At 65.1% G+C, this 22225-nt stretch carries 27 protein-coding genes and 1 other RNA gene; 8 read left to right on the top strand and 20 right to left on the bottom strand.

The genetic code is table 11. From position 1 onward, the window contains the following. Nucleotides 1-3 precede the first annotated feature (3 nt). The 4 genes from H7J89_RS06620 to H7J89_RS06635 all read right to left on the bottom strand — a co-directional run bounded on the left by H7J89_RS06620 (nucleotide 4) and on the right by H7J89_RS06635 (nucleotide 1598). Entirely contained in the window at nucleotides 4-408 is a 405-nt protein-coding gene (locus H7J89_RS06620; protein ID WP_264038273.1) for a DUF4267 domain-containing protein, read from the bottom strand. Between the two features lie 57 nt (nucleotides 409-465). Further along, nucleotides 466-717 (bottom strand): hypothetical protein, encoded by a 252-nt coding sequence (locus H7J89_RS06625; protein WP_264040199.1) that lies wholly within the window; start codon nucleotides 715-717, stop codon nucleotides 466-468. 28 nt (nucleotides 718-745) lie between these two features. Further along, nucleotides 746-1147, bottom strand: coding sequence for a YkvA family protein (locus H7J89_RS06630; protein ID WP_264038281.1), 402 nt, complete (start codon nucleotides 1145-1147; stop codon nucleotides 746-748). Nucleotides 1148-1217: 70 nt separating this feature from the next. Then, nucleotides 1218-1598 (bottom strand): DUF732 domain-containing protein, encoded by a 381-nt coding sequence (locus tag H7J89_RS06635; RefSeq protein ID WP_264040208.1) that lies wholly within the window; start codon nucleotides 1596-1598, stop codon nucleotides 1218-1220. 96 nt (nucleotides 1599-1694) lie between these two features. Here H7J89_RS06635 and H7J89_RS06640 point away from each other — a divergent pair, with 96 nt between their 5' ends. Further along, nucleotides 1695-2558 (top strand): phytanoyl-CoA dioxygenase family protein, encoded by an 864-nt coding sequence (locus H7J89_RS06640; RefSeq protein WP_264038290.1) that lies wholly within the window; start codon nucleotides 1695-1697, stop codon nucleotides 2556-2558. Nucleotides 2559-2561: 3 nt separating this feature from the next. Here H7J89_RS06640 and H7J89_RS06645 read toward each other — a convergent pair whose 3' ends face one another. After that, nucleotides 2562-3494 carry a DMT family transporter gene (locus tag H7J89_RS06645; protein WP_264038296.1) on the bottom strand — a complete coding sequence of 311 codons (933 nt, stop codon included), beginning with the start codon at nucleotides 3492-3494 and terminating at the stop codon, nucleotides 2562-2564. Nucleotides 3495-3636: 142 nt separating this feature from the next. Here H7J89_RS06645 and H7J89_RS06650 point away from each other — a divergent pair, with 142 nt between their 5' ends. Then, a complete protein-coding gene (locus H7J89_RS06650) occupies nucleotides 3637-3852 on the top strand; it encodes a hypothetical protein (RefSeq protein WP_264038305.1) in 216 nt (71 codons plus the stop codon). Nucleotides 3853-3921: 69 nt separating this feature from the next. Here H7J89_RS06650 and H7J89_RS06655 read toward each other — a convergent pair whose 3' ends face one another. After that, the gene (locus tag H7J89_RS06655) at nucleotides 3922-4263 is read right to left on the bottom strand and encodes a hypothetical protein (protein WP_264038312.1); all 342 of its coding nucleotides are present in this window, start codon (nucleotides 4261-4263) and stop codon (nucleotides 3922-3924) included. A 182-nt stretch (nucleotides 4264-4445) separates the two neighbouring features. Between H7J89_RS06655 and H7J89_RS06660 the strand changes: the two genes are divergently transcribed. Further along, entirely contained in the window at nucleotides 4446-5390 is a 945-nt protein-coding gene (locus H7J89_RS06660; RefSeq protein WP_264038320.1) for a UDP-glucuronic acid decarboxylase family protein, read from the top strand. Between the two features lie 126 nt (nucleotides 5391-5516). Next, nucleotides 5517-6716: a glycosyltransferase gene (locus H7J89_RS06665; RefSeq protein WP_264038328.1), complete on the top strand. Its 1200-nt coding sequence runs from the start codon at nucleotides 5517-5519 to the stop codon at nucleotides 6714-6716. Between the two features lie 30 nt (nucleotides 6717-6746). On the opposite strand, the gene H7J89_RS06670 is transcribed toward H7J89_RS06665, so the two are convergent. Next, nucleotides 6747-7478 (bottom strand): class I SAM-dependent methyltransferase, encoded by a 732-nt coding sequence (locus H7J89_RS06670; RefSeq protein WP_264038336.1) that lies wholly within the window; start codon nucleotides 7476-7478, stop codon nucleotides 6747-6749. Nucleotides 7479-7777: 299 nt separating this feature from the next. On the opposite strand from H7J89_RS06670, the gene H7J89_RS06675 reads away from it, so the two are divergent. After that, nucleotides 7778-8668, top strand: a complete 891-nt coding sequence (locus tag H7J89_RS06675) for a universal stress protein (protein ID WP_264038343.1) — start codon at nucleotides 7778-7780, stop codon at nucleotides 8666-8668. Nucleotides 8669-8900: 232 nt separating this feature from the next. Continuing rightward, nucleotides 8901-9446 carry a M15 family metallopeptidase gene (locus H7J89_RS06680; protein ID WP_504928404.1) on the top strand — a complete coding sequence of 182 codons (546 nt, stop codon included), beginning with the start codon at nucleotides 8901-8903 and terminating at the stop codon, nucleotides 9444-9446. Here H7J89_RS06680 and H7J89_RS06685 read toward each other — a convergent pair. Continuing rightward, nucleotides 9443-10981, bottom strand: a complete 1539-nt coding sequence (locus H7J89_RS06685) for a serine hydrolase domain-containing protein (RefSeq protein WP_264038359.1) — start codon at nucleotides 10979-10981, stop codon at nucleotides 9443-9445. The two genes, H7J89_RS06680 and H7J89_RS06685, sit on opposite strands and share 4 nt — an antisense overlap. A gap of 283 nt (nucleotides 10982-11264) precedes the next feature. On the opposite strand from H7J89_RS06685, the gene H7J89_RS06690 reads away from it, so the two are divergent. Then, nucleotides 11265-11843, top strand: a complete 579-nt coding sequence (locus tag H7J89_RS06690; RefSeq protein ID WP_264040225.1) for an N-acetylmuramoyl-L-alanine amidase — start codon at nucleotides 11265-11267, stop codon at nucleotides 11841-11843. Between the two features lie 228 nt (nucleotides 11844-12071). Continuing rightward, nucleotides 12072-12239: a hypothetical protein gene (locus H7J89_RS06695; protein ID WP_264038367.1), complete on the top strand. Its 168-nt coding sequence runs from the start codon at nucleotides 12072-12074 to the stop codon at nucleotides 12237-12239. A gap of 61 nt (nucleotides 12240-12300) precedes the next feature. Here the strand turns inward: H7J89_RS06695 and H7J89_RS06700 are convergent, their stop codons facing one another. From H7J89_RS06700 to prfB, 12 genes are all read right to left on the bottom strand, one after another. Continuing rightward, the gene (locus H7J89_RS06700) at nucleotides 12301-12549 is read right to left on the bottom strand and encodes a hypothetical protein (protein WP_264038378.1); all 249 of its coding nucleotides are present in this window, start codon (nucleotides 12547-12549) and stop codon (nucleotides 12301-12303) included. A 279-nt stretch (nucleotides 12550-12828) separates the two neighbouring features. Then, on the bottom strand, nucleotides 12829-13473 hold the full coding sequence (locus H7J89_RS06705) for a cutinase family protein (RefSeq protein WP_308205108.1): 645 nt from the start codon (nucleotides 13471-13473) through the stop codon (nucleotides 12829-12831). A gap of 420 nt (nucleotides 13474-13893) precedes the next feature. Further along, a complete protein-coding gene (locus H7J89_RS06710; RefSeq protein WP_264038393.1) occupies nucleotides 13894-15072 on the bottom strand; it encodes an aldose epimerase family protein in 1179 nt (392 codons plus the stop codon). A 139-nt stretch (nucleotides 15073-15211) separates the two neighbouring features. After that, nucleotides 15212-15579, bottom strand: a transfer-messenger RNA (tmRNA) gene (ssrA, locus tag H7J89_RS06715). A 90-nt stretch (nucleotides 15580-15669) separates the two neighbouring features. Then, complete coding sequence (locus H7J89_RS06720; RefSeq protein WP_264038401.1) at nucleotides 15670-16515, bottom strand: maleylpyruvate isomerase family mycothiol-dependent enzyme; 846 nt, start codon at nucleotides 16513-16515, stop codon at nucleotides 15670-15672. Between the two features lie 46 nt (nucleotides 16516-16561). After that, the gene (locus H7J89_RS06725; RefSeq protein ID WP_345317416.1) at nucleotides 16562-17407 is read right to left on the bottom strand and encodes an EamA family transporter; all 846 of its coding nucleotides are present in this window, start codon (nucleotides 17405-17407) and stop codon (nucleotides 16562-16564) included. After that, nucleotides 17404-17913 (bottom strand): SsrA-binding protein SmpB, encoded by a 510-nt coding sequence (gene smpB, locus H7J89_RS06730; RefSeq protein WP_066952192.1) that lies wholly within the window; start codon nucleotides 17911-17913, stop codon nucleotides 17404-17406. Before smpB ends, H7J89_RS06725 begins: the two co-directional genes overlap by 4 nt. A 2-nt stretch (nucleotides 17914-17915) precedes the next feature. Further along, nucleotides 17916-18809, bottom strand: a complete 894-nt coding sequence (gene ftsX, locus H7J89_RS06735; protein ID WP_264038426.1) for a permease-like cell division protein FtsX — start codon at nucleotides 18807-18809, stop codon at nucleotides 17916-17918. Further along, entirely contained in the window at nucleotides 18810-19499 is a 690-nt protein-coding gene (gene ftsE, locus H7J89_RS06740; protein WP_066952188.1) for a cell division ATP-binding protein FtsE, read from the bottom strand. A 43-nt stretch (nucleotides 19500-19542) separates the two neighbouring features. Continuing rightward, nucleotides 19543-20025 (bottom strand): Rv3103c family proline-rich protein, encoded by a 483-nt coding sequence (locus H7J89_RS06745; protein ID WP_264038434.1) that lies wholly within the window; start codon nucleotides 20023-20025, stop codon nucleotides 19543-19545. After that, nucleotides 20022-21017 carry a mechanosensitive ion channel family protein gene (locus H7J89_RS06750; RefSeq protein ID WP_264038442.1) on the bottom strand — a complete coding sequence of 332 codons (996 nt, stop codon included), beginning with the start codon at nucleotides 21015-21017 and terminating at the stop codon, nucleotides 20022-20024. The genes H7J89_RS06745 and H7J89_RS06750 overlap by 4 nt, the downstream gene beginning before the upstream one ends. Then, nucleotides 21007-22113: a peptide chain release factor 2 gene (gene prfB, locus H7J89_RS06755; RefSeq protein ID WP_067946368.1), complete on the bottom strand. Its 1107-nt coding sequence runs from the start codon at nucleotides 22111-22113 to the stop codon at nucleotides 21007-21009. Before prfB ends, H7J89_RS06750 begins: the two co-directional genes overlap by 11 nt. Nucleotides 22114-22225: the final 112 nt, after the last annotated feature.

Here is a 22225-nt window from a genome sequence, read left to right on the forward strand (position 1 = left end):
GTCTCAGTCAACCGCATCGGGCTCGTTCCGGCGACCGCGTGACTGCGATCGGGCCGCGCCCCAGAGCCCCACACCGATGCCGATGACGGCGCCGCCCAAGCCGATGATCCGTTGCGAGGGCTTCAGCTCGTCATGGACGCTGATGCCGCCGAGCAGGTCGGCCGCGTCGGCACCGCCGGATGCCAGGAACCAGCCGCGGGTGTTCTTGCCGCGCAACGCCGCCGTCGCGAGCATGCCACCGATCAGCGCGTCGCGATATCCCATGGACCGCAACAACAGTCGGGCCGTTGGCGGCGGCTCCCCGGGATCTCCCCAGAACCGGTTCGCGGTCAAGGGGTCGACGAGGAACCACACGCCGGAGGTGAGTCGGATGCTGCCCGCGAGAAGTGCCGCTCGGTCGATTGACATGCTCGGCAGCCTAGGAGCAAACCGCGCTCCCGCGCACGGCTTCGCCCCAAGAGCCCGTCACGGGGCGGGGCACGCGTGGGCGATTTGTATGGAGGCCGGCCACAATGCCGCGGTCAAACCGAAGGCCACGGCGTCGGCTCCGGTCGGGAACACGGCCTCCACCCGAGTCTGGATCAATCGAGCCTCTTCGCCGTGAAAAAGCGTCCACACGAACCCGATACACAAGTACGGGATCGCCAGCCACAACGCCAGTTCGATCAGTGCGCCGACCCTGACTTGGTAGCGCATCGCGCGCCGAACTACGTCCATCACCGCACACTCCTAGGTTCCCACCGGGTCAGTCCAGCGCGGGATCGGTCAGCCCGCACAGCTTGCACAGGGTGGCGAGGCCGTCGGGCGTGCCGGGCCAGTGCTTGGCAAGCACGCCGGGTCCCGCTGTGCGGCTGATCCAGCGCAGCACCAGACCAACGATGATCACGTCGTCGGCGAATCCGATGACCGGGATGGCGTCGGGTATCAGGTCGATGGGCGACACGACAAAGGCGATCAGTGCCACCAATGCAATCCGGATCCGCCACGGCAGGTCGGTATCGGCGGCGAGGCGCTTCAGCAGCCGGAGCACGTCGGGCAGGAGGCGCACCAGGTCCTGCATTTTGGCCTCGGGTCGCATCAGCCAGAAGGTGACAGCGAGGATCAGCCAGATCACCGCGAACGCAACCAGGATGCCGACCGCGATCATCCACCAGTCAGGCCACACCGTGTTCATCTTGGTCGATCGGGCTCGGGCATGCCAGCGCCGGCGGGTTCCTTTAAGCAGCCCCTGGCGGCGGAAATGGAATCCAGGGAATCGTCCAGATAGCGGACGGAGGTGGCGGTGGCTCGGTCGTCGGTTCCCCGATGTGCTGGGGGCAGTACGCGTTCACCGCGCTGATCGTGAAGTGGGTCGCGTCCGCCACCGTGAAGCCATTCTCCGACGACACGCTCTGGATGACCGCGGCTTCGGAGTGACCCTGGTCCATCAGCTCGCAGGCCTTCCTGCCGACCTGAACGGCAACGGCGCCGTTCTTGTAGGGAACGCCGGCCTGATCAAGCGCCGTCAAGAAGTTCGCATCGGGGTTGCCGGCCGGTTCGGCCTGCGCGGGCGTGGCCGCGCCGATCGCGACGGCGAAGCTCGCAAGCACGAGGGGCATCCGCACCGCTTGATCCTCGTACAGCTGGCGCGAATTGTCCTGTCGGCCCGCGCGAACTCGGCTTAGTGTGGTTGGCGGGATGAAGGACGAGTGCCAATGAACATCGACGACGAAACCGTCACGACGCTGGAAGACCTCAGGGGCGATCTGGCGCAGCGGTACAAGCGGACGGCGAGCGGTGGAAGCTCCGTCGACAGCGCGATCGTCGACGCCGACATGGCGGCCCTCGACCGCGACGGCTACGTCATTTGGAAAGACCTGCTCACACCGGAGCAGTGCCAGCAGATCCGCGAGGTCGTGCGCCCGTGGCTGGGGCACACCGGGCGCAACTCCTTCGAGGGGCGGCGCACCCAGCGCATCTACAGCCTGCTGAGCCGGACGCGGGTGTGCGACGGGATCGTCGCCCATCCGCGGGTACTGGCGGTGCTCGATCGGCTGCTGATGCCCAACTACCTGCTTTCGGCATTGCAGGCCATCAACATTCAGCCCGGGGAGGCCGCCCAGCTGGCTCACCACGACGACGGGTTCTACCCGGTCCCGCGTCCGCGAGAACCCTTGGCGGCGGCGACGATCTGGGCCATCGACGACTTCACCGCCGACAACGGGGCCACGGTCCTCTACCCCGGCAGCCACCGTTGGGGCAAGCGCCGCCCGGGTCCCGGTGACCAGGCCGTGCCGGTCGTCATGCCCGCCGGCTCGTGCGTCTTCTTCGTGGGCACCCTGTGGCACGGCGGGGGCGCCAACAACACCGGCCACGACCGCCTTGCCGTCACCGCCCAGTACTGCCAACCGTGGCTGCGACCAATGGAAGCCTTCACGCTGTCGATATCGCGCGACATCGCCCGTTCGGTCTCCGACGACATTCGCCGCATGCTCGGCTACAGCATCCACCCGCCGTTCGTCGGCGCGGTCGACGGTCTGCACCCGCTCCGCTTGTTGGAAGCCGCGCAGGATTCGTAGGTCTTAGTTTGGTGTTCCGCTGACACCCGCCCACCGCGCGGTGGCGACGGGCGTGGACTGTTGCGGGCTGCCCACTTCGATCGCCTGGCTGCGGCTCAGCGCGATGGCGGCGGCCCCCATGCCCCAGACGGCGACCGCCAAGGCCAGCGCCGTCGAGCGGCCCACCGCCAGGTGCTCACCTAGCACCCCGACGCCGAGCACGACCGCGACAACCGGCTCACCGACCAACATGATCGGCACCGACGCCTGCAACGCGCCGGCGTGAAAGGCCGAGTTCTGCACGGCCGTTACCGCGACCGCCAGGCCGACCAAGACGTACGGCGCGGGCACGGTGAGGAGTGCGTGCCAGCCGCCGACGGCGTAGCGGTGGGTGCAGATCTTCGTCAGGACGGCGATCATGCCGAGCAGGACCGCGACGGCCACGCCCAGCAGCATGGCGCGCATGCGACCCGCGGCGCGGCCGGCTGCCGTCACGCAAACCACCAGCAACGGCAGCGTCACCAACAACGCCAGTGTCCACGCCGGTACCGCAGGGCGGACTTGGCCTTCGCGCGGCTGGCCGACGAGCACAAAAACCGTCAGCGCGCCCGTCAACAGCGTCGCCCAGCCCCACTGGACCGCACTGATGCGCTGGTGGCAGAGCCGCGCGCTCAAGGGCAACGCGAACAACAGCGACGAGACCAGCAGCGGCTGGATGAGCAGCAGGGATCCATGCGCCAGCGCCACCGCCTGAAACACGTAGCCGGCGACGGCGGCGATGGTGCCCGCCCACCACAGCGGTCGCGTCGCAAGGGTCGTCACCATCGTTCCCGACATGCCCTCATCAGCCGGAACGTCCTGGGCGGCTCGCTGCCGAACAACAATGCCCACCGCGGTCCAGAACGCCGAAAGCAATGCCGAAAAGATTGCGACCGCGTGCGATTCCACCCACCCCATGCCCGTGCGGATACCCCGGACGTCCGCGCGGCTAACTGGGCTCGGCACGAACGCGCAGCGGTTCGCGCGGTGGGTTTGTTTGTGACTCACCACACATTTATGCTGACGGTGTATTCCAGGTCACAACTTGGTAGGAGCTTTAATGGCCGCTGCCCATGGCTCGAGCAAGCACGTTGTCGTCGCACCGCGTCCCAGCGGGGTGGTCCATTCGCACCGGATACTGCTGGCCGTGTTCGTGGTCATGGCCCTCATCGCTGCGATCACCGGCATCGTCGTCGCCGCGTCGACGGGGCACACCACTGCCGCGCTCGTTATCGCCCTGGTGGCCGGCGGGTGGTTTTCCGCCGCCCTCTGCTAGGGGTAGGCAGTCGAAAAGTTTTGTCCCGACATGGAGGCCGCGTTCGACCGCTGGGCCAACACCTGAGGGTCAACTGGCGACTGCGCCGGGGCAGTACTTGATTCGGCCCAGGTCCACCCACATGTTGGCCCGCTTGGCGGCTTGATCCGGGTTCAGCCCGGTCACGCTCTGGTTGTTCGCCTGTTGCATCGCGCCGACGATCTGCGCGCGCGACCAGCCCTGCGCCATGGCATTGCACATGGTCTGTTCGGTCTGCATCTCGTAGAAGGGCCAGTCCGGCGGGAAGCCGATCGGGTCAGCGTGGGCCGTGGCAAAGGCGCCCGGCATTGCAGCCGGAGCGATCAACGCGATGACGAATGTCAGGGCGAGAAGCAGCTTTCTCGTGACTGATAGTGAGAGCGACTGTTGCACGGGAACTTCTCCTCGACTCGGCGCCTCGATGATCTGGAGGTCGACATGCTATGACCCCGCCTACCAATGGTAGGGCCTCGGCATCGTCCACCGTTCGAGATGTCAGGTTCATCTATGATCCAAAGCGCCTTCTGGCGAGGGCTCGAGTACGACGGCACGGGCCGACATGAGGAGAATCAACATTGAGAGCCCTCGTTGCGGGCGCCGCCGGGTTCTTGGGGTCGCACCTCTGCGACCGTCTTCGCCACGACGGCATCGAGGTCGTCGGGCTCGACAACTTCTGCACCGGTGGTCGCGAGAACTTAAGGCAACTCGAGGGAGACCCGGGCTTTTCTTTTGTCGAGCACGACATCACCCGGCCGGTAGGCGTGGCCGTCGCCCGTCCGGTGGATGTCATCTTCAACTTGGCATGCCCTGGGTCGCCGCGCGCCTACCAGCGGGACCCCTTGTTCACCCTGGAGACCAACTACGTCGGTACGAGGAACCTGCTGGAACTGGCACGCGAGGAGCGGGCGACGATTCTCCAAGCTTCCACCAGTGAGGTTTACGGGGATCCCCTCGTCCACCCCCAAGCCGAGAGCTACCGGGGCAATGTCAATTGCTTCGGCGTGCGGAGCTGCTACGAAGAAGGCAAGCGGATCTCGGAAACTCTGATGCTCGAGTATGGCCGTCGCTACGACGTACGAATAAAGGTTGTCCGCATATTCAATACCTACGGTCCGAGAATGGACATGGAGGATGGTCGAATCATCCCCTCGTTCATCGTCCAGGCGCTGCGGGGGCAACCGATCACCGTGTTCGGGGACGGCAGCCAGACCCGCTCTTTCTGCTATGTCGACGATCTCATCGAGGGTCTTGTGCGGATGGCCGCGAGCGAACCCTCGTTCACGGGCCCCGTCAACCTCGGCAGTCCGACCGAACTCACCGTTCTCGAGACGGCGAGCATTATCGGCGAGATAACCGGGTCGGCCTCGGAAACCGTGTTTCGGCCCCTGCCGCCGGATGACCCCAAGAGGCGCAAACCGGATATCAGCCTCGCCGAGTCCACGCTCGCCTGGAGGCCACGGGTCCCTTTCGAAGAGGGCGCCGCGCGAACTGTCGAATACTTCAAAGGAATGATCGGATGAGCCCGTCAGGGAGCACCCACACGCAACGGACTCGCCCGTCGACCACGATTGACGAATGAGGGTCATGGCTCATCAAGGCTCACGACCGCGCTGCACACTCAGGTCACCCGACGTTGGGCTGCGGCAATGAGATTCGTGCTGGCAACCTTGGGGACTCGGGGTGATATCGAGCCGTGCGCGGCCATCGGTCGAGAACTGCAGCGTAGAGGTCACGATGTACGAATGGCGGTGCCCCCGAACTACATCGGCTTCATCGAGTCGGCGGGTCTTGCCGCGGTCGCACACGGCCCGGATCAGGTCCGGCAGAACAGCGATCTCGAACGCAAATACGGGACGATGCCGAGCCCCGTCCTCATGGCGTGGGAGATTTTCCGGGATCTCACTCGACTCTGGCCGGAGCTGGGTACGGCGCTCACGTCGCTTGCCGACGGGGCCGACCTGCTATTGACGGACGCAAGCGAGCAAGGGCTGGCCGCCAATGTTGCGGAATACTATGACATTCCGCAGGCTGCGGTGCACATCTACCCGATCCCACCGGGTACGCATTCACGAATAACCAGTGACGCTGAAGACGTCCAGCGCCGGACACTGGGCCTGCCAGAGGAAATGGGACCATCGACGCGACAACCGCTGGAGCTCCAGGCATACGACGAACTCTTCTTTCCCGGGCTGGCAGCCGAATGGGCGGAACACGGCCTGCGACGACCTTTCGTTGGCGGGCTGACCCTGGAGCTGCCGACGCAGGTCGACGACGAGGTCTCGTCGTGGATTGCGGCGGGAACGCCGCCGATCTACTTCGGCTTCGGCAGCAGTGCACGAGTCGCATCTCCCGGCGACGTGATCACGATGATCAGCGCGGCGTGTGCGCAGCTCGGCGAGCGCGCGTTGATTTGCAGCGGCGTGAGTGACCTCAACAAGCTCCGGGATTCCGCCCACGTAAAGGTTGTGAGCGCGGTGAACCACTCGGCCGTCTTTCCCTTTTGCCGCGCGGTGGTCCACCACGGTGGCCCCGGCACCACGTTCGCCGGCATCCGGGCCGGAGTTCCCACGTTGGCCCTTGCCGTCTCGGTGGATCAACCGATGTGGGCGGCCGCGGTCAATCAACTCGAAGTAGGCATCGGACGGCGCTTCGACGAAACCACCCTGCATTCGCTGGTCGCGGATTTGCGGTCCATCCTCACTCCGCACTGCGTCACGCGAACCCAAGAGGTCGCCGCCCAGATGTCGACGCCCGCGGAAAGCGCCTCCACCGCAGCCGATCTCCTCGAAGACGCTGTCCGTGTCGGCCCGCTGGCAAATCGACAAACGCCGCCGACCGCGGACTAACCGGCGCCCACCACTTGGTCACCGCGGCTGTCAGTGCTCGGCGACCGAGTGGCGAAGTTGCGCGGCCGAGACGCTTCGATACGACGGCAAGTCAAAGTCGGGCAAGGCGCAGATGTCAGCCGAATCCCGGACCCGCTCCAACCAGTAACTCTGATCAGCGGCCGATGTGCAGGCGTAGATCTTCATATACGTGGCCGCGAACGGGAACAAGACGCCATTGCCAACGGCCTGCCAGACGGCTGCGGCCACCCCGGGGGTTTCGACGCCTCGGTAGTCGTCGATCGCAATCAAGCCACGCTCAGCCGTGTGGGTCGCGGCGAGGTTGATGTCGTTAGCGACGCACTGGTAGCTGTGACAACCGTCGATGTGGATGAAGCGGAGCACCCGTTCTCCGAGGTCGAGCTCTGACGATTCGCAGACTTCAAGCGTTGGCCGGCGATGGTGGAAACGATCCCAGTTGGCCAGGAACTGCTTCTGGTCAAGACCCGAATACTGCTGGCGTGGGACCAGTGACATGTCTGCGTGATCCATCACGGCGTCGAACAAATCGCAGATCACCAGTTCTTCATCATCGCGAAGGCCGTAACCCATCAGGATGGCGGACTTGCCTTGATACGTGCCGATCTCCAGCATGTCGCCCGTTATGCCTTCGGCAGTCTGGCGGGAGAGCAGATTGCTGAATAGCGAGACATCGGCCTCGAAGAACCAGCCGTCGACGTTTTCCATCTGCTCGGCATAGAGGGTCCAGGCGGCGTCGGTCATGAGGCGCTCTCGTGCATGAACTCCTCCGGGGAGGTCAGTAGTGGCCGTTCGAAATGTGCGCCGTATGGATCCTGACCCACACCCCACAGAAGCTTAGGGCGTCAGTCGCATCACATCGAGCGCAATTGTCCGCGAGCGGCGATCGTGCATGGCCTCAAGCGCCGCCGCGTCCGCCAGCGGGCGTTGGCCGCTTCATCGGTGTCTTTGGTCCTTCGGCTTGCATCGCTTCGGCCCTGACAATCGCGGCCGCCTTGGACGATCCTGCCGATGGGTACGCAGCCGATCAGAAACGAGCCGAAATGTGGGAGCCACCACGTGGCGCGATCTTGGTGGGCGTTGACGGCTCGGTAGCGGCGCTGGGCGCCGTCCGGTGGGCGGCCCGCGATGCCGCGCTGCGGAATGCGCCACTGGCCCTGGTGCATGTCGTCGACGCCCCCTTACCGGGGTGGTTCCAGGTCACCGCCCGGACGGACTTCAGGCCATGGCGTGGGCGGCGGGCACGCGGACTCATCAAGTCGGCGATCAAGGTCGCCGAAGAGAACGCTGGCGAGTGCGGCCCGGTGAAGATCGAGGGCAAGGTGCTTTATTCATCCGCCGTCCCGACGCTGGTTGCCCTCTCCAAACAGCTGGAGATGGTTGTGGTGGGCGATCGGGGACGTGGCGGTGTCTTGGCCCGCGGCTCGCTTGGCTCCGTGAGTTCGAAATTGGTTTATCAGGCGCACTGTCCAGTCGCCGTGATTTCCGACGAGCACGCGCAGGTCGGCAAGGCGCACGCGCCGGTGCTGGTCGGCATCGACGGCTCGCCGGCGTCGGAGGCAGCGACTGCGATCGCATTCGAGGAAGCGTCACGACGGCGTGTGGGCCTGATGGCTTTACACGCCTGGGCTGATCCCCGGGCGTCCACCTCCAGAACGGTGTTCCAGGACGCCAAATGGGACGCCCAGCTATCCGAGGAGGAAGAGGTGCTGGCCGAACGGCTGGCGGGTTGGCATGACCGCTATCCCGACGTGGGGGTCCACCGCAGGGTCGAGATTGGCGAGCCGGTGCGCTGGCTGCTCGAGGCGTCCGAGAAGGCGCAACTGCTTGTGGTCGGCAGCCACGGCCGTGGCGCGCTCGCCGGCAGGGTGCTGGGCTCGGTCGGTGCGTCGGTGGTCAACAGGGCCAAGATTCCAGTGATCGTGGCGCGATAGACACTGGCAGTCTGACCAACCCATTCTCAGTGGAGCGAGCGGTGAGGACTCATCCCAGTTGATGCCCTTCGAGCGGCGGGGTGCCGTGGTGGCCGGATTGCTCGCAGTGTGTCTTGTGCTGGTGCAGTGCACAGCGGCGCAGCCACCGCCGGCGACGGCACCATCGGGGTCTGCGACACCGCCGCCGTCGGCCGCGTCGCCCAGTGCGCCGTCAACCCCTCCCGGTGACAGCGTGGAGTCGGTCACTGCCGCCGAACTCGGCGAGAGCTGGCGACCGGGTTGCCCGGTCGAGCCGGAGCAGCTGCGACGGGTCAACGTCGACCACATCGGTTTCGACGGCCAGATGCACCGCGGTGAGCTGATCGTGCATCAAGACCTGGCGCCGGAGGTCATCGCGATCTTCGAGCGGCTGCACCGGCTTGGTTACCCAGTCGAGAAGATCCGCACGGTCGACCACTACCCGGGCGCCGACGACGAGTTATCCATGGAGGACAACAACACTTCGGCGTTCAACTGCCGACGCATCCCCGGAACCAACGAATGGTCTCCGCACGCCTACGGTCGGGCTATCGATCTCAATCCGCTCATCAACCCGTGTCTTTACGCGACCGGGTATTTCGAACCGCGGAACGCGGCCGCCTACCTGGACCGCAGCCGCAGCGACCCGGGACTCTTACACGACGGCGACCCAGCTGTGCGCGCCTTCACAGAGCGTGGCTGGCGGTGGGGCGGCGAGTGGACGGGCCCCCTCGACTATCAACACTTCGAGCGGCCTTAGAGACGGAGGGCCTGTGCCGTCGCGGTTGCGACCTCACCTCGCAGATTCGACATCGGCGGACTGCCCCGGGTGTGGATCGAGTTCGAGAGCAGGACGACGTAGGTATCTGAGCGTGGGTCCATCCAGACCGATGTTCCGGTGAAGCCCGTGTGGCCGAAGCTACCGATGGGGAAGATCGCGCCTCGCGGCGTGGACTGGCCCGTATCGATGTCCCAGCCAAAGCCGCGCAGGTTCTGCCCCGCGATCGCGGGATAGCGCGGAGCGAGCAGCGGATATGTTTTGTTCGGCCGCTTTGCGACGGCTTCTCGGGCCGCATCGTTGGCCGCCTTGAGTTGCGTCAGCGTATGTCCCGGCTGCTGCGGACTCGTCATCAGCTCGAGAGTTGTTTGCGCCAAAGGAAATTGGCTGGGCCGGCCCGCGAGCCGGTCCAGTAATGCCTGCGAAAACATGCTGACATCGTGAGCCGTCGAGAACACGCCGGCATGCCCGGCCACTCCACCCATGCGCCGCGCCGTCGTGTCCTGCACGGTGCCCCGAAGCAGGTGATCGAGATCGGGATTCTTAGCCGGGTCGGCTCTGCCCTCTTCGTCACGTGCCGTCGGTGCGATGCGCGGCAAGAGCCCGGTGCTCCATGTGCCCGCGGGACACACGTCCGGCGTCCGGTCTTGCGGCGCGGGAGCCCAGGCGAGCGCTGCTCCCAACGTCGCGTGCGAACCACACGCTTGCGCGGGTGGAAGGTAGCGGGTGTCTGCCATGCCGAGCGGCTCGAACACGTGTCGCTGAACGTATGCGTCCAGGGATTCACCGGTGACCTTTTCGATCAGCGCGCCAAGCAGGATGAAGTTGATATCGGAGTACCGGAAGCCGCCACCGGGAGCCGACTCCAGCGGCGTGGTGAGCGCACGATGAAGCCCCTCCCCTTTGTCGGCATGGTCGAGTCCCCACGGGTCCCCCAGGTTGACGTCCCCGGTTTCGCCGGAGGTGTGCGTAAGGAGCATCCGAACGGTCACCTGTGCGCGGCGCGGATCGTTCGCGGTGTTGAAGTCGGGCAGGTAGTGCTGCACGAGATCGTCGAACGCAACCGTGCCCTGCTCGTAGAGCTGCATGACGGCAGTCGCGGTTGCGAGGCTCTTCGTCAACGACGCCAGGTCGAAGATCGTGTCCTCGGTCATCGGCTCCGCGGGGGCGGGCGAGCCGTCCAGTCCGGGTTCGCCTGCAAGCTTGCGCGAACCGAAGGCCTGGTGGAATACGACCTTGCCACCGTGCCCGACGACAACCACCGCGCCCGGCAGCTTGTTCGACGCAATCGCATCGTTGATCAGCTTGGAGACCTTCGCGAAATCAACTGCGGGAACCGGGCCGGGCGGTTTGACGACTGTCGCGACATCCGGTCTGGGAGCGGGGGCGCTTGCACCCAACACCGGGCGTCCCGCGTCGCCACCCGAGCAAGCCGTGGTTATCGCAAGGATGGCGGTCCCGGCGGCAATGGCGGTTCGCATCGCACCGCGGTAGCCCGCGGCGACCCGTCGATTCATGGTGGAGCTCATCTCGTTACTGCGATCTTGTTTTCGGATCTCGACGGCGTCAAGAGAGGACGACGAAACGCATCCCGCGCCCCCGCATCAAGCCCGTATCGTGAGGGCGGTGTGCGAGCCTGCGCCCGGCCGGCCCCATGAATCGCCAGCCGTTGTCAACCGCCGCCAGCTCTTGGGGGTGGCCGGCAGCGTGGGGCTGGGGTCCCTGATCGGCCGCAAGCCACGTTCGGTCCCGCCTCCGACGTCGACGACCAGCGTCAGCCTCACCGCGACCACTTCGGCGTTGTCGCTGTGCCGAGACGCCTGGGGCGCGCGACCGGCCCGCCCCGGGGGGAAGCGCCACACCATCACGCGGATGACCCTTCACCACGAGGCTGTCGTCCTTGGCGACAACCGCAACGCCCCAGCGCACCTTCGGCAGGATCAGCGGTACCACCAGGATCAGCACGGGTGGATCGACATCGCCTATCACGTCGGCGTCGACCGCAACGGCAACATCTACGAACTCCGGAGCACCGAGATCGCGGGCGACACCGCGACCGACTACGACACAACGGGTCACTTCCTGGTCCTCTGCGAAGGAGACTTCGATCAAGAGCCTGTATCGGAGGCCCAGCTTCAGGGGGCAGCTCGCGCGTTCGCTTGGGCCGCCCAGAATTTCCGCATAGTGAGCGCCACGTTGGCGGGCCACCGCGACTTGGCCCAGACGTCTTGCCCTGGCGCAAACCTGTACGCCCACCTCTCCTCGGGCGACCTGAAACGCCGCATCGACGATCTGCTGGCCGCGGGCGGAGTGGACCTCCAGCGCTTCTGTGGATCCGACGCGGCCGCGCGAGTCGCCGCAATCGAGGCGGGCGACTGACCAGCGCTCACCGCCGTGGTCCCGGCTTGTCCGGCGGCAATCGACCGCAGCCGGAATTTTTACAAGCGCGGTTGTGTAAAGGCAGGTACCAGGTATAGAATTCTGGGGCGTTACTACCCCAATTCGGCTGGACGTAGGCGTCCGGAATTGGGTCTAAGTCGGTCAGGACGTGGGCGTCCGCGGCACATATGGCCGATGTTCAAGTCCTTTCAGAGCCAGAAGGCCCCCATGGAACAACTGTGTGACGACCTAACCCGATTCGCTATCCAGGTGCGCCAGATCGGATATTCGGTCAACGGCGGCGTTGGAGAGCGGGAATGCCTGGATCTCAGCGCACGCATGCTCGCCGCGGTCAAGCAGGCTCAGGCCAGGACCGCTCAACTACAAGCGAATTGATCCCGAGCGTGAGGTGTGCAGCCCGGGTGGGCCACCTCATGCAGGACGTCGTCACCGGACGTTATCCGGAGCCGCCGGGGTCGTGGAAGTCGTTGGGGTCGTGGGAGTCGTTGGGGTCGTAGAAGCCGTTGGACTCACGGGGCTCGTTGAAGTCGCAGGACTCGTCGAGGTCGCGGAGCTGGTAGGCCGCACCGGGCTGGTAGGGCTGGTAGGGCTCGTAAGGCTCGTAGGGCTGGTAGGAGTCGTGGGACTTGTCGGGCTCGTGGGAGTCGTGGGCGTGGTACTCGCAAGGCCTGGGCCTTCGCCGCACCAGTCCGCCACATCTTTCGGGTATTGCTCGAGCGGTGGAGGACACCGCTGCCCCGGCGGGAAATTGGCGCCGGCATTGAGCAAATCGCAGGGCACGTAGACCTGCTTGCCCTTGGGAGTGTTGGTCAGACACTTCGTCGGCGGCTCGCCGTGGGCCTGGACGGGAATGATGGCCGCCGCCACCACCGCGCCGAGCGCCCAAGCAAGACGGCGGTAGGTCATGAGAGCTCCTCGTGATGCGGTGTCGGCGTGCACAACGGGATATCGCCGTCGTATGACGCTACAACCGGCCCGCGGCGAATGTCGCTGCCTGGTTTGTCATTCCCGACTGAATGTACTGACCATGCGGTGCCATGCTCACACCGCGCGTGCAAATCGGATCCCCGGGCATACACATGTCGATCGTTTTCGCGGCGTATAGCGGGCCAATGGTGGGAAGCGCGCCGGCCGCCATTGTCCGCGCGAATGTGCCCGATGCCGACGGATTTCCGAAGACAGCGACGGCGGCGACATGATTGGCGACATCGGCTGGCATCTGCGTGGTGATGACGTCGACCACGGCCGCACCCTGGGAGTATCCACCGAGGACCACCCTGGTGTTGGGACAGTTTGCCGCCATGGACTGGACATGAGCGCTCGCGTCATTGGCACCGGCAGCGATGGAACTACGGAAATTGTTGGTGGCGGGATAGTTGACCGGATAGACGCTGACAGTCCGCCGTCCTACTCGCGAACGCAACGAATCGACAAATGACTGTCCGACTCCCCCGACGCCAGGGGGCTCGGTGGTGCCCCGGGCGAACACCACGTCGACGTCGGAGCAGGGAGCCGCGGTGGCGGATGGCAGGGACGAGGCGGCGGTCAGCGACGCCCACGCTGCAACGACAGCCGCGCCGAGCAGACCAGAAATCGGACGTGCGGTCACGGCTTGCATGTCATGTTGTCGCTTCGAAGTCGATTTCGGAGCGACTCCGTGGGCCGCCTTGACGGCCCGGACGCGCCGGTCCGACGATGAAAGCTCATGGTGGTTGCCCTTGGTGTAGTCGCCGCCCGGTTGGCAGCTCTCCTACGTAGGAGCAACGACGCCGGTCCCAGGGGACACTTTTTTCGCCGCCTACGACGGGGCGACGTCAGCGCGCGAAAGTTGGGTGGACGCCGAAGATTGCTTGCCGTCCAGGCCGATACAGCAACATCAGTGGCCGGGCCTTGGTGGCGCTGACCAGCTAGTTCTGGTGGAGCTGCCGGGAATCGCAGACGCCTCAAAATCGCGCTGACCCGCAGGAATGCGGAATTTCGATACATGAAACGACGCGAAAGTGCGCGAATGACCTGCGCGCACCGGCGCCTATGCGGCGCCGAAGGCAAAAGCCGTTGTCGAATCGTAGGTCTGGCCCGGGTTGAGGGCGGTGGTCGGGAAGTTCGGGTGATTCGGCGAGTCGGGGTAGTGCTGAGTCTCCATCGTGAATCCCGCGCCCTGCCGGTAGATGTGGCCGCTGGTGCCCGTGAACGCCCCCTCGACGAAGTTGGATGTGTAGAACTGCACACCGGGCTCGGTTGTGGAGACAGTCAGGGTGCGCCCCGTCTGCGGGTCCTCGGCCCTGGCCGCTTGCACCAGCCCGGTGTTGTTGCCGCGGTTGATCACCCAGTTGTGGTCGTAACCGTGGGCCAGCAACAGCTGCGGGTCATTGGCGGTGATATGCGCGCCGATCGCGGTCGGTGATGTGAAATCGAACGGGGTGCCCTTCACCGGGGCGATCTGCCCGGTCGGGATCTGTGTGGGGTCGGTTGGCGTGTAGTTGTCGGCATGGATGGTGACCTTCTGGTCGTAGACGTTGAGCGTGTCCTCACCTGCCAGGTTGAAGTAGCTGTGATTGGTCAGGTTGATCACGGTCGGCGCATCGGTGGTCGCGTGGTAGTTGATGCGCAGTTCGTTCTTCTGGTTCAGGCTGTAGGTGACGGTTGTCATCAGCGTCCCGGGATAGCCCATTTCGCCTGCGGGACTTATATATTGGAGCTTCAGGCCCACGCTGTCGCTATCGTTCTGCTGGCCGGACTGCCATACCTTGGTTTCAAAGCCCGCGGTGCCGCCATGCAGGCTGTTGCCGTTATTGTTGATCGGCAAGTGATACTCGTTGCCGTTCAGCGAGAAAGCCCCCCTGGCGATCCGGTTGCCATAGCGGCCGATGATCGCGCCAAAATAGGTCTTGGCTGATCCCGTGTTGTTCAAGTAGCCGTCCAGGGTCGGAAAGCCCAGCACCACATTCCCGACATGTCCGGCGCGGTCGGGGACCTCAATCGACTGAATGATGCCGCCGTAGGTCAGGATTCGCACGCGCATGCCGTGCCCGCTGGTCAGCGTGTGACGACTCACCGGCGTGTCGCCCAGCTGGCCGAACGGCTCGCTGGTGATTGACGGCGGTTCTGCCGGTACCGATGCATTGCCGCTGTCCGTGGTGGAGCTGCATGCCGTCAAGCCCGCTACACCGGCGATAGGGATCAGTTGAAGTAATCGTCTGCCGCGCATCGGCGCTCCTCGCACTCGTACCGAACTACCTGCGGCGCGGTATTGCCGCCTGTGCTGAGTAAAGGATCGTCCATTCGGAGCAAAGGGTCGAAGCATTCGATCCAGACAAACGAAAGGACCGCCGAGCGGCGGCCCTTTCCAGTGGAGCTGCCGGGAATCGAACCCGGGTCCTACGGCATTCCCTCAAGACTTCTCCGTGCGCAGTTCGCTATGCCTCTACTCGGATCTCCTGGTCACGCGAACCAGCCAGGATGACGATCCCAGTCGCTGTTGGTGTCCCGATGAGTCCCGCGACCGAACTCATCGGTTGATCCCTCTAGCTGACGCCAGGGTCCGGGTCGAGGGCTTTCCCGGTCTGACGGACTAGCTGTCGCTTAGGCAGCGAGAGCGTAGTCGCGCTGATGTGAATCGGCGCTTATATGGTTGCAACGACGCTTACGGTGGTCTCTTGCCTGCACCGGCACGCTTCCCTTGATTCGATGCGCGAAGTCGAAACCGTTCAGCCCCTCGCATCCCCGCCGATTTTCGGCAGGACAATCTATGGTACGCCGTAATCAACGCGCGGCAACGGAGTTGTGTTCCGGTCCGCCGCTGCGATCAGATGACGAAGTTCAGCCGCTCGACGACCTGGGCGGCCACATCCTTGTCGCCGCCGAGGTCTATGTCCTGCGACCGGGACGGGCACATCGGCCGCCCGCCGGCGAGCCGGGTGAACTGCAGCCCGTCCAGCCGGATCGTCACCGTCGGCTCCTGGCCTGCGAAGTCGTCGACCAGTTGGGCGCGGCCATCGACGCTGACACGGATGTTGCGGGAAAGCGGGCCGGTCAGCTCGAACAGGACCCGCGAACCCTCTGGCGCTTTGGCCCGCTTGCCCACCACGTAGCCCATCGTGCCGGCGATCTCGTCGAGGGAGAGCTCCGACGCGGCCCCGACAAGCTGGTCGTCCGACGGCGGCCGCCGCAGCGCCTCGCGGATGTCCTGCTCGTGCATCCAGCAGTCGAACACCCGGACCCGCATGAAACGCCCGTAACTCTCCGGACCCACCGGCGTCAACGTCACGGCGTCCCACTCCTCGGCGGACATGCCCGTCAGCGCCTTGCGCCGGTCGTCGGTGATGCCCTTGAACTGGTTGAGCACGTCCTCGCCGGATTCGGCCGCCAGGTGACGCACCCAGCACTCGTTCATCACGCCGATGTCGTTGTGGACATGCTCGAGCGCCGAGACGTCGATCTCGGGTTGGGGCGCCGGCACGCCGGCGAGGAACGACTCGGTACCGATCATGTGCGCCACCAACGCCTTGACGTCCCAACCCGGCAGCGGGCTGGCCGCCTTCCATTCCGCTTCCGGCAACCCGTCCAGCAGGGCGGTGATGTCGTCCCACACCGCGAACAGACCGGCGAGCACTTCGGACTTGTCGAGCTTGGTGACGGGGCGATCGGCCATGGTCGGATAGTAAGCCGATGGGTTACCTCATCGACAGGCGCAGCCGTCAGCTGGCCGCGATCATGGCCACGGATCCCATGGCCATCACCATGCCGAACCCCTGCCAGCGGGTCAGTCGCTCGCGCAGCACGACCATCGCCAGTACGACCGTGGCCGCCGGGTAAAGCGAGATCATGATGCTGGCCAGCGACAGCAACCACGTGTGCAGCGCCAGCAGCATTGTCACGTTGGCGCAGATGTCCAGCACCGCCACGGCCCAGGCCAGCTTCAGCGGCTTCCCGCGCGGCGCCCGCAGGTTCTTGCTGGCCGCGGCCATCACGAAGATCACGACGGTGGCCGAGAGCCGGGCGAATACCAGCGGCCAAAGTTTGCAGGCGTGCGGCGCCTGATGGAGAAAGACCAGGTTCAGCCCCATCGCCGAGCCGGCCAGCAGCGTGAGCCACGCCACCTTCGGGGTGAATCGATACGGCGTGACACCTTGGGACGTGGCCTCTCGGCTCACCAGCATGACCGCGATGAGAGCCAGCACGACGCCCACCGAGGCCCCCGGGCCCGGCCGCTCCCCCAGCGCCACACCGACCGCCACCGGCACGGCGGCGTTGAGGACCGCCGCCAACGGTGAGACGACCGAGATGGGGCCTGCGCCCAGCGCGGCGAAGAACGCCCACATGCCGACGGCCATTCCGACGCCGTAGAGGCAGCCCCAGAAGACGGCACCGCCCGATATCGGCCCGCCCACGGCGAGCGCCAGCGCGCCCAGCAAGATTGTCTCGATCGGATAGACCACCAGCATCACGCGCAGCGCGGCTACCCGTCGAGCGGCTACACCGCCCACAAAGTCGCTGACGCCGTACGTAACGGCCGACAGCTGGGCGTAAGCGGCCCCGATCAGTTCATGCCCTTGGCTCGGCGACCCAATTCACGGACCACTTCGCGCTGGGCATCGCGGCGGGCCATGTCCTGACGTTTGTCGTGCGCTCGCTTGCCGCGCGCTAACGCGAGCTCGACCTTGACCTTTCCTTCGGAGAAATACAGAGACATCGGCACGAGGGCGAGGTTACCATCTCGTATCTTCCCGACCAGGCGGTCGATTTGTGCCCTATGTAACAACAACTTTCGATTGCGACGGGGCTCATGGTTGGTCCAGCTACCGTGCTGATACTCCGGAATGTGCAAGTTGCGCAACCACACTTCGCCGTCGTCGACGGTTGCGAACGCGTCGGCCAGCGAAGCATGGCCCTCGCGCAGGCTTTTCACCTCTGTACCCTGCAAAGCCACTCCGGCCTCGAACTCCTCGAGGATCGAATAGTTATGCCGTGCTTTGCGATTGGTGGCAATGATCTGTTTGCTGCCGCGCTTGCCGCCCGCCGCCTTGGCCCGGCCGGGATCTTTGGCCACAGCTACCGCCGGATGTAAAGGCGCAGCGTCGCGTAGGCGGTCAGGCCGGCCATCGACACGCCGAGCAGGAACAACCACGGCGCGATGTAGAGGATGTCGGCATAGTCGACCTTCGCGATCAAATGAGCTTGGTAGAACTGGCTTAGCGCGTTGTCCAGGAACCACGCCCGCACCAGGACCAGGCCGACGACCGCGATGGCCACACCGATCGCCGCGGCCAGCATCGCCTCCACCAAGAAGGGCAGCTGGGTGTACCAGCGGCTGGCGCCGACCAGCCGCATGATCCCGATTTCGGTGCGTCGCGTGTACGCGGCGACTTGGACCATGTTGGCAATCAGCAGGATTGCCCCGACGGCCTGCACCAGGGCGACGGCGAACGCGGCGTTCCGCAAACCGTCCAGAACGGCGAACAGCCGGTCGATCAAATCCTTTTCGTTGAGGATGCTGCGCACGCCGGGCTGACCCTGCATCGCCGCATCGAACTCCGAATGTTGTTCGGGGTTGTTGAGCTTGACGATGAACGAGGCGGGAAACGATTCCTTGCCGGCCACGTCCTTGAACTCCGGGAACTTCTTGATCGCGTCGTTGTAGGCGTCCGGCCGGTTGACAAAGCGCACCGATTTGACGTCTTGCCGAGCATCGATCTTGTCCCGCAGCGCTTTACACGGGCCGGACGCGCACGTCGCGTCGTTGGCGGAGATGTCGTCGGTGAGAAACACCTGTGTCTCGACCCGGTCGAGATAGATCTCTCGCGAGTTGTCGGCCAACCGGACCACCAGCAGACCCCCGCCGAACAGGCCGATGGAGATGGCCGTCGTGAGGATCATGGCGGCCGTCATCGTGACGTTGCGACGCAGCCCAGTCAGGACCTCGTTGAATAGGAACCCAAAGCGCACTTAGCGGTCCATCCCGTAGATGCCGCGCTGCTCGTCACGGACCAGGCGTCCCAGAGACAGCTCCACGACGCGCTGACGCATCGAGTCGACGATGTGGTGGTCGTGGGTCGCCATCAGCACCGTCGTGCCCGTGCGATTGATCCGCTCCAACAGATCCATGATGTCCTTACTGGTATCCGGGTCGAGGTTGCCGGTCGGCTCGTCGGCCAGCAGCACCAGGGGCCGGTTGACGTAGGCGCGCGCGATCGCCACGCGTTGCTGCTCGCCACCGGACAACTCGTGTGGCAGTCGGTTGGCTTTGCCGGACAGGCCGACGGTTTCGAGCACCTCGGGCACCACGCGGTTGATCGCGTCCGTCCGTTTGCCGATCACCTCCAGCGCAAAGGCGACGTTCTCGTAGACAGTCTTCTGCTGCAACAGGCGAAAGTCCTGGAAGACCGTTCCGATCACCTGACGCAGCTTTGGCACGTGACGACCGCGCAGCTTGTTGACGTGGAACTTCGACACCCTGATGTCACCGGTGGTCGGGTTCTCCTCGCCGAGCAGCAGCCGCATGAACGTCGACTTGCCGGAGCCCGACGGGCCGATCAGGAAGACGAATTCACCCTTGTCGATTTTGACGTTGACGTCCTCCAACGCCGGACGCGCCGACGCTTTGTACTTCTTACTGACATGGTCCAGGGTGATCATCACGGCACGCCAGTGTAGCCGTGAATTTCGCTGGCGAGCCAAGTCAACTGGCTGGCGGCGGTGAACTAGGCGCCGGTCCGGGTCCCGGCTGCGGTAGCTGAGGCGGCGGTGTGGTGGCGCTCGTGCTGGGTGGGCAGAAGGGCGGCGGCAGCAGGCAAGGCAGCTGCGGCAGCTGCACCGGGGGCGTCGTCGTGGTCGTCGTCACCGGCGGTGGGGGCGGTGGTGGCGGCGGTGTGCTCGTCGGGGTCGGCGTGTACGTGGCGGTGGGCGGCTGCTGCACACGGCTGCGCGGCACCCAGGTGTAGTTGGGGTCGGGCACGAAACCGGGCGGCACCACTTGCTGCGCCGGTGGCTTGGGCGCCGGTTCCGGACGGTAGGTGTCGTAGACCCACCACACGACGAAAAAAGCGACGATCAACACCAAGGTCGACGTGCGAACTCGCCCGCCGAACATGTATTGCGGCCAGCGACGGTCCGCATCGGAGTCCTCGCTGCGCTTCTCGAAGATGCTCAGGGTGAACTTCAACGCTTCTGCACCGCACCTTGCACGTCATTGTCGATTCGCTCTTCGGCGGCCTGGGCGGCCGGGACCGACGGGTCTTCCACCAGGCCCACCGTTGCGTCCGCCGCGGTCACGATGCCGACGCGGGCCAGCGCCCGAATGACCAGGACACGCAGTTGCCTGCCCGCCTCGAACTGCTTCCCGGGCAGGGTCCGGGCCACCAGTCGCAGGGTGACGGTGTCGACTTCGATGCTCTCCACGCCCATCACGGTGGGGGCGTCCAAAAGCAGGTCCCCCAGCAGCGGGTTGTCCATGGCACGATCGCATTCCTGGTGCAACACCTCGTTGACCCGGTTCAGGTCGGCGTTCGTGGACACCGGGATGTCCACCACCGCGCGCGCCCAGTCCTTGGACAGGTTGACCACCTTGACGATCTGCCCGTTCGGGATGGTCAACACCTCGCCGTCCGGCGAGCGCAGCCGGGTCACCCGCAGCGTCACGTTCTCGACGGTTCCGCTGGCTTCCGTCGCGGAAACGACGGTAAGCGTGACCAGGTCTCCGAAGCCGTACTGCCGCTCGGCCAGGATGAAGAAACCCGACAGCAGGTCTCTCACCAGCTGCTGCGCGCCGAAACCCAGCGCGGCGCCGACCACGGTGGCCGGCGCGACCAGCCCCCCCACCGAGAACTGCAGCACGTCGGCGATCTGCATCATCACCCAGATGCCGATGAGCACCACCGACACCCAGGAGATCACCGACGCCATAGCCTGGCGATGCTTCGAGGCTTCCGAGCGGACCAGCGCGTCGCTCTCGGCGAAGCCCAGGTTGAGCTGACGGGTCACCTGCTGCGCGACCCAGTTGACGAACCGGGCGGCCAACACCGCCACGATCAGCACCATCACGATCCGTAGACCGCGGGTGATGATCCATTGCCCGACGTCACCACGCCAGAAGTCGTGCCAGCCCAGCGCCTTTATCGACGCGGTCGAGGCGAGAAGAGTTGTGTTAGTCGTCATCTTTTCGGTTGCGCCACCGGATTCCCGCTTCCAGGAACCCGTCGATGTCTCCGTCCAGGACGGCCGCCGGATTGCCGACCTCGTACTCGGTCCGCAGATCCTTGACCATCTGATACGGGTGCAGGACGTAGGAGCGCATCTGGTTGCCCCACGAACTGCCGCCTTCGCCTTTCAATGCGTCCAGCTCCGCGCGTTCTTCGGAACGCTTGCGCTCCAACAACTTTGCTTGCAGCACGCGCATCGCCGAGATCTTGTTCTGCAGTTGCGATTTTTCGTTCTGGCAAGTCACGACGATACCCGTTGGGATGTGGGTTAAACGAACCGCCGAGTCGGTGGTGTTCACGGATTGGCCGCCCGGACCGCTGGAGCGGTAAACATCCACGCGCACATCGCCTTCCGGAATGTCGATGTGGTCGGTGGTATCCACCACCGGAAGAACCTCGACTTCGGCGAACGACGTCTGACGTCGACTTTGGTTGTCAAACGGGCTGATCCGCACCAACCTGTGGGTGCCCTGCTCGACGGACAACGTGCCGTAGGCAAACGGAGCGTGCACCGCGAAGGTCGCGCTCTTGATGCCCGCCTCCTCGGCATAGGAGGTGTCGAACACTTCGACCGGGTACTTGTGCTGCTCGGCCCACCGGATATACATCCGCATCAGCATCTCGGCCCAGTCGGCGGCGTCCACCCCGCCGGCGCCGGATCGGATGGTGACCAGCGCCTCACGCTCGTCGTACTCCCCCGAGAGCAGGGTGCGCACCTCGGTGGCCTCTATATCGGCGCGCAGCGCCTTCAGCTCGGCGTCCGCCTCGGCAAGCGCGTCCGCCGCACCCTCCTCGGTCGCCAGCTCGTAGAGCACCGGCAGGTCGTCGAGGCGTCCGCGTAACTCCTCGATCCGGCGCAGCTCCCCTTGGGCGTGTGACAACTCACTGGTCACCCGCTGCGCGCGGGCCTGGTCATCCCACAATTGCGGATCGGACGCCTCGTGTTCGAGCTTCTCGATGCGGCCGCGCAGACCGTCCACATCGAGCACCCGCTCCACCGTGGTCAGGGTGGAGTCAAGGGCGGCGATGTCGGCTTGACGGTCGGGTTCCACAGCGGACAACGTTACCGGGACCCGCCAAGCGCATCGGCTCCCGGCGAGTGCTCAGGCCACGACCAGCGGTCATGCGTTTAGCATCGAGTCACGATCATGTGCACCCCGCGCT

The sequence above is a fragment of the Mycobacterium paraffinicum genome (assembly GCF_025822865.1).
Lineage (GTDB): Bacteria > Actinomycetota > Actinomycetes > Mycobacteriales > Mycobacteriaceae > Mycobacterium > Mycobacterium paraffinicum.